This window comes from Bradyrhizobium sp. BRP19, assembly GCF_020194195.1.
In the GTDB taxonomy this organism is placed as follows: domain Bacteria; phylum Pseudomonadota; class Alphaproteobacteria; order Rhizobiales; family Xanthobacteraceae; genus Bradyrhizobium; species Bradyrhizobium yuanmingense.
Genome location: NZ_JADYVZ010000001.1, coordinates 330,729 through 344,182, shown reverse-complemented (window position 1 = coordinate 344,182; position 13,454 = coordinate 330,729). Strand labels below are relative to the sequence as shown.

The 13,454-nt window shown below is 65.4% G+C and carries 9 protein-coding genes and 1 tRNA gene; 3 read left to right on the top strand and 7 right to left on the bottom strand.

Annotated features, from left to right (window positions below):
• Positions 1-103 precede the first annotated feature (103 nt).
• Both lon and I6F36_RS01615 read left to right on the top strand, forming a co-directional pair.
• On the top strand, positions 104-2,527 hold the full coding sequence (gene lon, locus I6F36_RS01620; RefSeq protein ID WP_036010279.1) for an endopeptidase La: 2,424 nt from the start codon (positions 104-106) through the stop codon (positions 2,525-2,527).
• Positions 2,528-2,599: 72 nt separating this feature from the next.
• Positions 2,600-3,004: a GFA family protein gene (locus I6F36_RS01615; protein ID WP_057029456.1), complete on the top strand. Its 405-nt coding sequence runs from the start codon at positions 2,600-2,602 to the stop codon at positions 3,002-3,004.
• Between the two features lie 120 nt (positions 3,005-3,124).
• On the opposite strand, the gene I6F36_RS01610 is transcribed toward I6F36_RS01615, so the two are convergent.
• The 3 genes from I6F36_RS01610 to I6F36_RS01600 form a co-directional block, all read right to left on the bottom strand.
• Positions 3,125-3,201, bottom strand: a tRNA-Val gene (locus I6F36_RS01610).
• Between the two features lie 193 nt (positions 3,202-3,394).
• Positions 3,395-3,757 carry a hypothetical protein gene (locus I6F36_RS01605; protein WP_225156938.1) on the bottom strand — a complete coding sequence of 121 codons (363 nt, stop codon included), beginning with the start codon at positions 3,755-3,757 and terminating at the stop codon, positions 3,395-3,397.
• 234 nt (positions 3,758-3,991) lie between these two features.
• Positions 3,992-5,506 (bottom strand): outer membrane protein, encoded by a 1,515-nt coding sequence (locus I6F36_RS01600; protein WP_225156937.1) that lies wholly within the window; start codon positions 5,504-5,506, stop codon positions 3,992-3,994.
• 494 nt (positions 5,507-6,000) lie between these two features.
• Between I6F36_RS01600 and I6F36_RS01595 the strand changes: the two genes are divergently transcribed.
• On the top strand, positions 6,001-6,861 hold the full coding sequence (locus I6F36_RS01595) for a class I SAM-dependent methyltransferase (RefSeq protein ID WP_225125153.1): 861 nt from the start codon (positions 6,001-6,003) through the stop codon (positions 6,859-6,861).
• 123 nt (positions 6,862-6,984) lie between these two features.
• Here the strand turns inward: I6F36_RS01595 and I6F36_RS01590 are convergent, their stop codons facing one another.
• Genes I6F36_RS01590 through ihpA form a run of 4 tightly spaced genes read right to left on the bottom strand, consistent with a single transcriptional unit; the run spans position 6,985 to position 13,436 of the window.
• The gene (locus I6F36_RS01590) at positions 6,985-7,965 is read right to left on the bottom strand and encodes a cation diffusion facilitator family transporter (RefSeq protein ID WP_225156936.1); all 981 of its coding nucleotides are present in this window, start codon (positions 7,963-7,965) and stop codon (positions 6,985-6,987) included.
• 2 nt (positions 7,966-7,967) lie between these two features.
• Positions 7,968-11,186, bottom strand: a complete 3,219-nt coding sequence (locus tag I6F36_RS01585; RefSeq protein WP_225170933.1) for an efflux RND transporter permease subunit — start codon at positions 11,184-11,186, stop codon at positions 7,968-7,970.
• Positions 11,179-12,165 carry a divalent metal ion exporter adaptor subunit IhpB gene (gene ihpB, locus I6F36_RS01580; RefSeq protein ID WP_225125155.1) on the bottom strand — a complete coding sequence of 329 codons (987 nt, stop codon included), beginning with the start codon at positions 12,163-12,165 and terminating at the stop codon, positions 11,179-11,181. Before ihpB ends, I6F36_RS01585 begins: the two co-directional genes overlap by 8 nt.
• Entirely contained in the window at positions 12,162-13,436 is a 1,275-nt protein-coding gene (gene ihpA / locus I6F36_RS01575; protein ID WP_225125156.1) for a divalent metal ion exporter subunit IhpA, read from the bottom strand. The genes ihpB and ihpA overlap by 4 nt, the downstream gene beginning before the upstream one ends.
• Positions 13,437-13,454 lie beyond the last annotated feature (18 nt).

Below are 13,454 nucleotides of genomic sequence, written 5' to 3'. Positions count from 1 at the left end.
ACTTGTAGAGGACCGACCGGTTCTGCGGATCACCTCGGCACCTTGTGGCGGTTGCGCATGATCGCGGGCTGCGTGCAAGGGGGCAAAGCAAAAGGAAAAGGCCATGACCAATCCAAAACCCCGGCCAACAATCGTTCATGGCGAAGCACACGCCTATCCCGTGCTGCCGCTGCGCGACATCGTCGTCTTCCCGCACATGATCGTTCCGCTCTTCGTCGGTCGCGAGAAGTCGATCCGCGCACTCGAAGAGGTGATGAAGAACGACGCGCTGATCATGCTCGCGACGCAGAAGAACGCGTCCGACGATGATCCGGCGCCTGATGCGATTTACGAGACCGGTACGCTTGCCAGCGTGCTGCAGCTCCTGAAGCTTCCCGATGGCACCGTGAAGGTGCTGGTCGAAGGGCTCGAGCGTGCGCGCGTGGCGAAGTACACCGACCGCGCCGACTATTATGAGGCGACCGCCGTCGCGCTTGCGGACACCGACGCGAAATCGGTCGAGGCGGAAGCGCTGGCGCGCTCGGTCGTGTCCGACTTCGAGAGCTATGTGAAGCTCAACAAGAAGATCTCGGCCGAGGTCGTCGGCGTCGTGCAGGCGATCACCGATTTCGCCAAGCTCGCCGATACGGTCGCCTCGCATCTCGCGGTCAAGATCGCAGATCGCCAGGGCATACTGGAGACGCTGTCGGTCACCACGCGCCTGGAGAAGGTGCTGGGTCTGATGGAGAGCGAGATCTCGGTGCTGCAGGTCGAAAAGCGCATCCGGTCCCGCGTCAAGCGCCAGATGGAGAAGACCCAGCGCGAGTACTATCTCAACGAGCAGATGAAGGCGATCCAGAAGGAACTCGGCGACGACGACGGTCGCGACGAGCTCGCCGATCTCGAAGAGAAGATCTCGAAGACCAAGCTCTCCAAGGAAGCGCGCGAGAAGGCGCAGCATGAATTGAAGAAGCTGCGCCAGATGTCGCCGATGTCCGCGGAAGCGACCGTCGTGCGCAACTATCTGGATTGGCTGCTGTCGATCCCGTGGAACAAGAAGTCCAAGGTGAAGAAGGACCTGGAGCAGGCGCAAGCCATCCTGGACTCCGATCACTATGGGCTGGAGAAGGTCAAGGAGCGTATCGTCGAGTACCTCGCGGTGCAGTCGCGCGCCAACAAGCTGACGGGGCCGATCCTGTGCCTGGTCGGGCCTCCCGGCGTCGGCAAGACCTCGCTCGGCAAGTCGATCGCGAAGGCGACGGGGCGCGAGTTCGTGCGCGTCTCGCTCGGCGGCGTGCGCGACGAGGCCGAGATCCGCGGTCACCGCCGCACCTATATCGGCTCGATGCCCGGCAAGATCATCCAGTCGATGCGCAAGGCGAAGTCGTCCAATCCGCTGTTCCTCTTGGACGAGATCGACAAGATGGGCGCCGATTTCCGCGGCGATCCGTCCTCGGCGCTGCTCGAGGTTCTCGACCCCGAGCAGAACGGGACCTTCAACGACCACTATCTCGAGGTCGACTACGATCTGTCCAACGTAATGTTCATCACCACCGCGAATACGCTCAATATTCCGGGGCCCCTGATGGACCGCATGGAGATCATCCGGATCGCGGGCTACACCGAGAACGAGAAGGTCGAGATCTCGCGCAAGCACCTGATCCCGAACGCGGTGTCCAAGCATGGCCTGGACTCCAAGGAGTTCTCGATCGACGACGAGGCGCTGCTGCTTCTGATCCGCCGCTACACCCGCGAAGCGGGCGTGCGTAACCTGGAGCGTGAGCTCTCTACACTGGCCCGCAAGGCGGTGAAGGAGCTGATGATCTCCAAGAAGAAGTCGGTCAAGGTCACCGAGAAGACTCTGGAAGAGTTGCTCGGCGTGCCGAAGTACCGCTTCGGCGAGATCGAGAGCGAGCCGCAGGTCGGTATCGTCACCGGCCTTGCCTGGACCGATGTCGGCGGCGAGCTGCTGACGATCGAAGGCGTCATGATGCCCGGCAAGGGCAAGATGACGGTCACGGGCAATCTGCGCGACGTCATGAAGGAGTCGATCTCCGCGGCGGCGTCCTACGTCCGCTCGCGAGCGATCAACTACGGCGTCGAGCCGCCGCTGTTCGACAAGCGCGACATCCACGTGCACGTGCCGGAAGGGGCGACGCCGAAGGATGGCCCGTCCGCAGGTGTTGCGATGGCCACCGCGATCATCTCGGTCATGACCGGCATCCCGGTCCGCCATGATGTCGCGATGACCGGCGAGATCACGCTGCGCGGCCGCGTGCTGCCGATCGGCGGCCTCAAGGAGAAGCTGCTGGCTGCGGCCCGCGGCGGCATCAAGACGGTGCTGATCCCCGAGGACAACGCCAAGGATCTCACGGAGATTTCCGATGCGATCAAGGGCGGCATGGAGATCATCCCGGTCTCGCGCCTCGATGACGTCGTCGCCAAGGCGCTGGTGAAGAAGCCTACGCCGATCGTCTGGGAAGAGGACACCAAGGTGACGGTAAAGCCGGACGGCGATGAAGCCGCCGGCGGCCTGACCGCTCACTGAGATCGCAGCTCGAAAATGATGATAAAACGGCGCCTTCGGGCGCCGTTTTTGTTTGGGGAAGGGGAGGAGGCAATGCACGTCGATGGGCAATGCCATTGCGGGAAGGTCGCGTTCGAGGCCGAGGTCGATCCGGAGGCAGTCTCGGTCTGTCACTGCACCGATTGCCAGACGCTGACCGGCTCGCCGTTCCGCGTGACGGCCATCTGCACCAAGGCCGATGTCCGCCTGACCCGTGGCTCGCCCAAAATCTACGGCAAGCGCGGCGACAACGGCCGGATGCGCTTTCAGCATTTCTGTGCCGATTGCGGTTCCCCGCTGTTCACCAGCGGCGAGGGCGACCAGGCCGACGATTGGGGCATCCGCTGGGGCTCGATCCGCCAGCGCCATGCGCTGCGGCCGGTGAGGCAGATCTGGTGCCAATCGGCAGCGGTGTGGATCGACGCCGTGCCGCTGCTGCCGGGGCGGCCGCAGGATTGAAGTTGGCTGGCCGAGCCCGCCTTCGCCGTTGGGCTTCGGCGCGGCAACCTTCGATCGCTTCGCGCTTACGACCTTGCTGTGCTGGCTTGCCGAGCCGTAGCTCGCGAAGCGAGCGAAGGCTGGTGGGCGGTCACGGATTCGAACCGCGGACCCTCTCGGTGTAAACGAGATGCTCTAACCAGCTGAGCTAACCGCCCAATGGCGCCTCTTTAGCGCCCCGGCGGGGGCCGAAGCAAGGGCCGAGCGCGCCCGACCCGGCTGCAATTGCCGGCCCGGTGAGAGCTTTCATGCCGGACACGGCCAACCCTGCAGCAGGTCCGCTGCAGGGCAATCTTTCTCGCAGCGCGATCTCGACGTAAGGCCGAGGAGCCAGCGATCATGCTGCGGGTGTCAGGCTGTCTTGGTGAACATGGTCAGGACACCGTCCACGATGTTGATCGCGACGACTTGTGCCGAGCTCAAGCCCTTGGCCTTGAGCACGGAGGCGGCCTGCGGTGTGGCGTCGATGGACTGCCGAAGCGACTGGATGTCCGTCTCGCTCGTATGCGCCACGAGTTCATCGACCTTCGCGCGCACGGCCGGCTGCAGTTCCTTGACGTCCACAACCTGTATGCTCCGGATCACCGTGCTGGATTGCGTCGACGATTGCTCCGTGTCGGATTGCGATGATGCGCCCTGTGCCTGCACCAGGGCAGGTGTTCCCAGCGAGAGAGCTGCAACGATGACGGATGCCGTGAAGCTGCGCATGGTCATGCCTTTTCCAGTTTGAGGAAGCGCGAACCTAGCGCGGAAATCTGGTTGGCATCTGATTCCGATGTGGCCGTTCGGTGAAACAATGCGGCCGCAATGCGCGCGGATGAGACGCTTGCGTCGGGTCCGGAGCCCAAAGCGCAACTCTGTTCCAGACTTTCATATTGACCGAATGCAGAAAGCAAAAGCCCCGGACGAACCGGAGCTTTGCCTTAGCGACGACCAGCAGTGGGGTGATCAGTACTTCGCCACGACGGGGCCGCCGCCCCAGTTGAAGCGATAGACCAGCTGGCTGCGAACGGCATGAACCCATTTCTCGGAATCGATCGACGCTCCAACGGACAGACCCGTTGCCGTGTCGCGGACGGCGTTCGTTGCGGTGTCGAATTCAGAGAACCGATATTCGGTCTTCCAGAACAAGCCCGGCACGATCTTCAGCGCGTGTTCTTCGCCGGCGCCGATGAACCAGCCCCTGTAGGTACGCTTGTCCATGAACACGCCGCTTGGTCTTCCGAACGGCGCAGCGTTGAGGGTGAAATCGGTACGGTCAAAGCTGGCTTCGGTATAGCCGACTGAGAAATAGGTCAGGAGGCTCGGGGTCGCCAGCCAGCCGAGCCGGCCGCCGCCCGCCCAGGCCGAGCTCATCTTCTCTTCACCCACGATCCCGAAGCGAGGCGGGCTGAGCTGGCCCTTGAGGCTGCCGATATCGTAGTCGCCGAATGCGCCGACGACGAAGGCCGCGCCCGCTGCCGCAAACTGGTAGTCGCAGCCGCCCTGCACAGTCCCGAAGAAGCCGCGGCCTCCGGTTGTTGCTGTATCGCTGAAGCGGGTTCTGGTGGGCCCATCGATGTAGGTCGTGCTGTCCTGATTCCAGAGCCCATAGCCTCCGCCGCCGCCGACGTGGCAGCCGGTCCAATTCGTGAGCGGCGTGGGGGCCGGAGGCGCCTTCAGATAGGCAGGGGACGTCACATCGGCGGCGGGGCCGCTCGAATTGAAGCGGTAGACCAACTCGCTGCGGACAGTGTGGACGTACTTCTTCGAATCCTCGGAAAAGCCGATCGGCAATCCGCTCGCCGTATCCCGGATCGGATTTGTGCCGACATTGAAGTCGGAGAAGCGGTATTCCGTTTTCCAGAAGAGACCCGGCAGGAAGCCCAGCGCATATTCGGCGCCGGAGCCGATGAACCAGCCATCGTAGGTTCGCTTGTCCTGATAGAGGCCGGCCGCAACTCCGAAGGGCGGAAAGTTCAGATTGAAGTTCGTGCGGTCGAAAGTCGCTTCGGTGTAACCCGCCGAGACATAGGTCAGCAGGCTAGGCGTCGCCAGCCAGCCGAGCCGGCCGCCGACCGCCCAGGCCGAGCTCATTTTCTCGTCGCCAACCATCGAGAAGCCGGAGGGAGTGAGCCGCCCGGTTAGACTGGCGAAATCATAATCACCGAAGGCGCCGATCACGAAGCGCTCGCTGGCCGCCGCAAACTGATAGTCGCATCCCGCCTGTACCGTCCCGAAGTACCCGCGGCCACCGGTGGTGATCGTATCGGCATTCTGAAAGCGGGGCGGACCGTCGACAAAAGTCGAATTTTCCTGATTCCACATGCCGTAGCCGCCGCCGCCCGCGACATAGCAGCCGGTCCAGTTGACGAAAGCTGCGGCGACAGCCGGTGGCTTGGCGTATTTGCGCGGAAGGTCGGCTGCCAATGCTGATCCGGAAAACGTCACCAATGCCACGAGAGCGGGCGCAACCTGCTTCATTCCAAACATTCCCATTCCACCAGACCGCGGCCAAGCGACCCCTCGCCAAGCCACAATCGACTCCTCGGACAAACATACGAAGTTTGATTCAGAATGCTATTGCAGGAAGGCTACAATCGCGGAAAGTGTGCGGCTCGCCTGTGCATATCCAGCCGCGAGCCGGGCTTTTCGCGACACCGCGTTTCTGGTGTCGGTCTCGTGGGAGCAGAGGGTGCGAGCCTTGGCCCTTCGAAGGGACCGGATGGCGTCCAGCAGAACCTCTTTGCTAGCAGAGGGTTCTGACGTTCGACGCGTGCAGTCCAGGGCTGCGGACATCGACAGCTTTCCGAAAGTCAGTCTCTGATCGGACGCGGCCCGGACGGGCCGGTACGCGCCGACGCGGCAATCCGTCGCGCGACCTCCAAGGCGCTCTCACACGTGCCTGACGTTAGGGCGCCCGCTTTTCGACCGAACAAGCTTCTATGATAGAGCAAGAATAGATGATGGAGCCTTGAATGGAACGACCCGCCGGGCACGCAGAGAACGCTGACCAGATCGCCTATTGGAACGGGCCGAGCGGGCAGCGCTGGGCCGATCGCCACGCGGCGCAGGAGAAGCTGCTCGGCCCTATTGCCGACGTGTTGATCGACCGCGCCAAGCCGAAGCCGGGCGAGCGCGTTCTGGATGTCGGCTGTGGCTCCGGCGCGACGACGTTTGCCTTCGCAAAGGCGGTGGCGCCCGATGGCTTCGCGCTCGGCCTCGACGTCTCCGAGCCGATGCTGGCGCAGGCGCGGGCGCTCGCGCCGAAGGGCCTGCCGCTCGACTTCGTGCTGGCGGATGCGACCGTTTATCCGTTCGAACCGGCGAGCTTCGATCTGCTCGCTTCACGCTTCGGCGTGATGTTCTTTGCCGATCCGATCGCGTCCTTCGCCAATCTGCGTCGCGCGCTGAAGCCGGCCGGCCGGCTCGCCTTCGCCTGCTGGCGGGAGCCGAAGGAAAATCCGTGGGCGATGGCGCCGCTGATGGCGGTCTACAAGCACGTGCCCAAGATGCCGCCGGTTGGGCCGGAGGAGCCGGGCCCGTTCGCCTTTGCTTCGGAAGAGCGCGTCATGCGCATCCTGAAAGGCGCAGGATTCGCGGACGTCGCGATGGAGCCGCACAATCTGGCGATGGACATTGCTATCGGCGGCGGGCTCGAGGCCGCCGTCGACGGCTCGCTCCAGATCGGTCCCGCCAGCCGTGCACTCCAGGGCCATCCGCCCGAGACTTATGAAGCTGCCAAGGCTTCGATCCGCGAGGCGCTCGCGCCGTTCCTGAAGGAGCAGAGCGTGGCGCTCCAGGGCGCGATCTGGATCGTGACGGCGAAGGCGGGGTAGGGCGCAGCGCTCTCCACCGTCATTGCGAGCGAAGCGAAGCAATCCAGAATCCCTCCGCGGAGACAATCTAGATTGCTTCGTCGCAACGGCTCCTCGCAATGACGATGCGGAGGCAGAGTCGCCTCACACCACATCATCCGGCGCGAGCGCGCAGCCGTTGTCGGGATGCGTCTCGACCTGGAGCGTGGTGTGGCCGATGCGGAAGGATGTCTTGAGGAGCTCCGTCGTCTGCATCAGGAATGCGTCGTCGCTGCCTGCGGGCATCACGAGATGGCAGGTCAGCGCCGTCTCGGTGGTCGAGATCGGCCAGACGTGGAGATCGTGAATCCCCGACACACCCGGTCGCGCCAGCAGGAACACCCTGATTGCGGCGAGGTCGGTACCCTTGGGCGCGGCCGCCATCGACATGTCGATGGAGCCGCGCAAGAGGCTGGTCGTGCTCCAGAGGATGGTGGCGCAGATGATGAGGCTGGTGATGGGATCGAGCCAGAGCCAGCCGGTCCAGATGATCAGCGCGGCCGAGACCACGACGCCGAGCGAGACCGCGGCGTCGGCGGCCATGTGCAGATACGCGCCTTCGATGTTGATGTCGTCCTTGCGTCCGCCAGCGAACAGCAGGGCGGTGAAACCGTTGATGAGGATGCCGATGCCGGCGACCACCATCACGGTGACGCCTGCGACCGGCTCCGGCTCGCGCAGGCGCAGGATCGCCTCCCAGCCGATCGCGCCGGTCGCGACCAGCAGGAACACCGCATTGGCCAGCGCCGCCAGGATGGTGGAGGCGCGAAAGCCGTAGGTGAAGCGGCCTTTGGGCGCGCGGCGGGCTGCGATCGAGGCGCCCCAGGCGATGACGAGGCCGAGCACGTCCGACAGGTTATGGCCGGCATCGGCGAGCAGGGCGGTGGAGTTGCCGACATAGCCGTAAACCGCCTCGGCGACGACGAGCGCGATGTTGAGCGTAATGCCGAGCGCGAACGCCTTGCCGAAATTGGCGGGTGCATGGACATGGCCGTGTCCATGACCATGATCGTGTGTATGGCCATGCGCATGCGAGTGGCCCGCATGATCATGGTCGTGATGACCGTGGTGGTCGTGGCTGCCCAAATCTAGCGCTCCGCAGACGCCGCCAAATCAGGGGCCATTGTAGGCGTTTCCTTCGCCACGTCACGGCGGAACAGCACGTAGAGCGCCGGCAGCACCAGCAGCGTCAGGACGGTCGAGGAGAGAATGCCGCCGATCACCACGGTTGCGAGCGGCCGCTGCACCTCGGCCCCGGCGCCGGTGGCGAGCGCCATCGGCACGAAGCCGAGCGAGGCGACGAGCGCCGTCATCAACACCGGGCGCAGCCGTGTCAGCGCGCCTTCGCGCACGGCCTCCGCGACCGAGCGTCCCTCGCTGCGCAGACGCTCGATGAAGGCGATGATGACGAGGCCATTGAGAACGGCAACGCCGGATAGCGCGATGAAGCCGACGCCGGCGCTGATGGATAGCGGAATGTCGCGCAGCAGCAGCGCCGCGACGCCGCCGGTCAGCGCCAGCGGCACGCCGGAGAACACCAGCGCCGCATCCGCCGCCGATCCCATGCCCATGAACAGCAGCAGGAACACCAAGAGCAGCGCCACCGGAACCACGATCGTCAGCCGCTTGGTGGCCGAGACCAACTGCTCGAACTGGCCGCCCCAGCCGATCCAGTAACCCGGCGGCAGCTTGACTTTCTCGGCAACGGCCGCCTCGGCCTCCGCGACGAAAGAGCCGAGGTCGCGCGCACGGACATTGGCCGTGACGACGATGCGCCGCTTGCCGTTCTCGCGGCTGATCTGGTTCGGCCCCGGCGTCGCATCGACGGTGGCGACCGACGACAACGGCACGTAGCGCATCTGGGCGAGGGGCGAGCTGGCCAGCGCCGTTCGAACGGCGCTGCCGGTTGCCGCCTCCTCGGCGGGCGGCAGCGGGATCGGGATCGCCCGGATCGCCTCGAGATTGCCGCGCAGGTGCTCCGGCAGGCGCACCACGATGTCGAAGCGGCGATCGCCTTCGAACAGCTTGCCGGCCGACTTGCCGCCGACCGCGATCTCGACGATGCCCTGCACCTCGGCGACGCTGAGGCCGTAGCGGGCAAGCGCCTGGCGATCGAGGCGGACGGTGAGGATCGGCAAGCCGGAGACCTGCTCGATCTTGACGTCGCTGGCGCCGCGGATGCCGCGGATCGCGGCCTCCACCTGCTTGGCGGCGCCTTGCAGGATGTCGAGATCGTCGCCGAAGATCTTGACGCCGACATCGGTGCGGACGCCGGAGATCAGCTCGTTGACGCGGAACTGGATCGGCTGGGAGATTTCGTAGGCGCTGCCGGGAATCTCGTCTGCAGCATGCTCGATGGCCTCGACCACCTCCGATTTCGACTTGCCCGGATCGGGCCATTCGGCGCGCGGCTTCAGCATGACGTAGCCATCGGTCTGCGCCGGCGACATCGGGTCGGTGGCGATCTCCGCGGTGCCGATGCGGGTGAAGAACTCCTTCACCTCCGGAATCTGCATGATGCGCTTTTCCAGCGCCTTCTGCAGGTCCAGCGACTGCGTGAGGCTGGTACCTGGAATCCGGATCGAGGCCAGCGCGACGTCGCCTTCGTCGAGACTCGGAATGAACTCGCCGCCCATGCGCGAGGCGGCGATGCCGCTCGCGGTCACGATGAGCACGGCGGACAGGGCGACGGCGAGCCGGTTATCGATGGCAAAGCGGAGCAGGGGGAGGTAGGCGCGCTTCGCCGCGCGCATGAACAGGTTTTCGTGCTCGGACACCTTCCCGGTGACGAAGATGGCGACGGCCGCCGGCACGAAGGTGATGGAGAACAGCACGGCCGCGCCCAGCGCCATCAGCACCGTCAGCGCCATCGGCGTGAACATCTTGCCCTCGACGCCGGTCAGCGTCAGCACGGGCAAATAGACCACGGCGATGATCAGCGTTCCGAACAGGCTCGGCTTGATCACCTCGCTCGACCCGCGCAGGATCGCGCGCAGCCGTTCGGGCGTCGTCAGCAGCCCGCCTTTCTCGCGCTGAGCCACCGCCAGCATGCGCAGGCAGTTCTCGACGATGATCACGGCGCCGTCGACGATGATGCCGAAGTCGATCGCCCCCAAGCTCATCAGGTTGGCGCTGACCTTGGTCTCGACCATGCCGGTGATCGTCAACGCCATGGACAGCGGAATGACGCAGGCCGTGACCAGCGCGGCGCGGAAGTTGCCGAGGATCAGGAACAGCACGGCGACCACCAGCGCCGCGCCTTCCAGCAGGTTGTTCCGGACGGTGCGGATGGTGGCTTCGACGAGATCGGTGCGGTCGTAGACGGTCCGCGTCACGACGCCCTCGGGCAGCGATTTGGTGATGTCCTCCAGACGGGCTGCGACGCGGCGGGCCACGGTACGGCTGTTCTCGCCGATCAGCAGCATGGCGGTGCCGAGCACGGTCTCCTCGCCGTTCCAGGTCGCAGCGCCCGTGCGCAAATCGCGCCCCTCGGTGACAGCAGCGACGTCCCTGATCCTGACCGGATTGCCGCCGCGCGAGCCGATGACGATGTCCTGGATTTCGCTGACAGTGCCGACCTGGCCCGGCGAGCGAACCAGATATTGCTCGCCGTTGCGCTCGATATAGCCGGCCCCGACATTGGCGTTGTTGGCGGCGAGCGCGGTCATCACGTCGCGGAAGCCGAGCCGGTAGGCCATCAGCTTGCCGGGATCCGGCAGCACGTGGAATTGCCGCTCGAAGCCGCCGATCGTGTTGACTTCGATCACGCCCGGCACGTTGCGAAGCTGCGGTCGGATGATCCAGTCCTGCGCGGTGCGCAAGTCGGTCAGCGAATAGTCGCGGTCGCCCTGCGTCTTCGCGCCCGCCTTGGCCTCGACGGTGTACATGAAGATTTCGCCGAGGCCGGTCGAGATGGGACTCATCGCGACCTCGACACCCGCCGGCAGCTGGTCTTTCACCTGCTGGATGCGCTCGCCGACGAGCTGCCGGGCGAAGTAGATGTCGGTGCCGTCCTTGAAGACGACCGTGACCTGGCTGAGGCCGTAGCGCGACAGCGAGCGGGTGTAGTCGAGCTTTGGCAAGCCGCCCATCGCAGTCTCGACCGGGAAGGTGATGCGTTGCTCGGTCTCGAGCGGCGAATAGCCGGGAGCGCGGGTGTTGATCTGGACCTGGACGTTGGTGATATCAGGCACGGCGTCGATCGGCAGGCGCTGGAAATTCCAGGCGCCAAAGGCGACGGCGCCGAGCGCGAGGACGAGGACCAGCCAGCGCTGCTGCAGCGAGACGGCGATGAGACGCTCAATCATGCTCGGCCTCACCCTTGCCCATCTCCGCCTTCACGACGAAGCTGTTCTCCGCGACGTAATGCTCGCCGGCCGAAAGCCCGGCCTTGATCTCGACATGGCGCGGATCGGAATCGCCTGTTTCGACCGGGCGCGCCTCGATCTTGTCGCCGTCCTCGCGCACGAACACGATGGTCTTGTTCTCCAGCGTCTGGATCGCGCTGCGGCGCACGGCAACCGCGACATTGCGCGCTGCGAGGATCAGCCGCGCCGTGACGAACAGGCCGGGCCGCAGCCGTCCGTCCGGATTTGGCAGCACCACGCGCGCCAGCGCGGTCTGGGTCTCGCTCGAGCCGATCGGTGCCATGTAGGAGATCGTGCCCTTGATCTCGCCGCGGCCGTCGTCGGGATCGATCAGGACCTCGTCGTTGAGGCGGACGCGGCGGAGGTCCTGCCGGTAGATCGACAGGTCGACCCAGATGGTGGAGAGGTCGGCGACCACGAAGGCCGGCTTCTGCTCGGAGGCGTATTCGCCGAGCGAGATCTGCCGCTCGATGATGGTGCCGGCAATCGGCGCCTTCAGCTCGTAGACGGTGAGGCTCTGGTTGCTCTCGATCGCGGCGAGCAGGTCGTCCTTGCCGACCTTGTCGCCGATCCGCTTCTGGATGGATTTGGCGAGGCCCGGAAAGCGCGGCGTCACCTGCACCACGGCTTCCTGGTTGGCGCGCAGGATGCCGTTGAAGGCGAGCGTGTCGGTCAACGTGGCGCTCGCGGCTTCCGCCAGCGTGACGCCCGCGGCCGCCAGCTTGACGTCGGAGATGCGGATGCGGTCGGCGCCGTGCTCGTCCTGCTCGACGCGATCGTTCGGCTTCTTATGTTCGGAATGCTCGGCGTGTTCGCCGTGCTCGGTGTGCGCGAGCTTGTCTGCTGCGAGCAGGGAATAGCCGTAAGCGCCTAGCGCGGCGGCGACGATGGCTACAAGGATGGTGGAGGACGTCTTCATCGCGCGCTCTCCCGGGCCAGCGTAAAGGGATTGCCGACAAGGCCTTCGATGATGGCCACGCCGGCGTGGAAATTCTGCAGCGCCTCCTGCTCGCGCAGCCGCGCCTGGGTGACGCTGGCCTGGGCGTCGAGCACTTCGAGCAGGGTGAAGCGGCCCTGGCCATAGCCTTGCGAAATCGCCTCGGACGCTTCGACGGCCTTGGGAATTGCGGTCTCGCGCAGCACCGCGAGCTCGCGCAGCGATCCCTGCAGCGAGTCATAGGCGCGGCCGGCGATCACGATCAGCGCGTTGCGGTTGGCCTCGCGCTCGGCTTTGGTCTTGGCGAGGCTTTCCTGGGCCGAGAGGATGTTACCCTGGTTCTGGTCGAAGACGGGGATCGGCACGGAGACGGTCAGCCGCGCCGCATCGTCGCCCGTTTCGTTGAAGTGGCGCCAGCCGGCCGCGATCCGCACGTCCGGATAGGGCCTGAGCCGCGCCAGTAGCAGCTCGGCATTACGCTGGGCGTAGACTGCGGTCCAGCGCACCAGCTGCGGATTGGCGTCGATGGCGGCAACCACGGCCTGGAACGCCGGCGGCCGCCCGGTGGTGTCGAGCCGACCGGACACCTCGCCGAATTTGGCGGCGGGATCGCCCATCAGCACCGCAAGCTCGCGCCGAGCGCTCGCCAGCGTCGCCTTGAAGCGCTCGCGGTCCGCCTTCACCAGGGCGGAGGCGACCTCGGCGCGGCCGGTCTCGGCCGGCGAGGAGGCACCGGCCTCGACACGGCGGCGCAGAAGCGGCGTCAGGCGGTCGATCGCGGCGATCTGCTCGTCGAGGATCTGGATGCGCCGCTGCGCGCCGAGCACGCTGAGAAAGGCGATCGCGGTCTCCGACAGCACCTCCAGCCTGATCGCCTTGCGCTGGATCGCGGCGACCTCGACGCCGGCTGCGCCTGCGGCAATCCGCGCCTCGCGCTTGCCGAACAGCTCGAAGGCCTGGCTGATCTGGAGCGTGGTCTCCGCCGAGCGCGTTCCGCGATATCTGCCGGAGCCGAATGAATCGTCCTGTTCGTAGGACAGTTCCGGATTGAGCAGGGCGCCCGCCTGGATATGCTGGCCGGTGGCGATGCCGACGTCGCGCTCGGCTGCCGTCAGGCGCGGGCTCGCCGCCAGCGCGCGCGACAGCGCGCTTCGCATCGTTAAAGTCTGGGCGTGAGCCGGTGCAAGCGCCGATGCTGCAATCAGCCACGCTGCCGCGCACGCGAGGCGCGCGGCCATTCCCCTGCAAAACATAAAATCGACCTGTGAAGG

Coding starts and splice junctions, on each gene's coding strand:
- I6F36_RS01615 (WP_057029456.1), top strand. CDS start 2,600: ATGCACGTCGATGGGCAATGCCATTGCGGGAAGGTCGCGTTCGAGGCC.
- I6F36_RS01595 (WP_225125153.1), top strand. CDS start 6,001: ATGGAACGACCCGCCGGGCACGCAGAGAACGCTGACCAGATCGCCTAT.
- I6F36_RS01585 (WP_225170933.1), bottom strand. CDS start 11,186: ATGATTGAGCGTCTCATCGCCGTCTCGCTGCAGCAGCGCTGGCTGGTC.
- ihpA (WP_225125156.1), bottom strand. CDS start 13,436: ATGTTTTGCAGGGGAATGGCCGCGCGCCTCGCGTGCGCGGCAGCGTGG.
- I6F36_RS01600 (WP_225156937.1), bottom strand. CDS start 5,506: ATGAAGCAGGTTGCGCCCGCTCTCGTGGCATTGGTGACGTTTTCCGGA.
- I6F36_RS01605 (WP_225156938.1), bottom strand. CDS start 3,757: ATGACCATGCGCAGCTTCACGGCATCCGTCATCGTTGCAGCTCTCTCG.
- ihpB (WP_225125155.1), bottom strand. CDS start 12,165: ATGAAGACGTCCTCCACCATCCTTGTAGCCATCGTCGCCGCCGCGCTA.
- lon (WP_036010279.1), top strand. CDS start 104: ATGACCAATCCAAAACCCCGGCCAACAATCGTTCATGGCGAAGCACAC.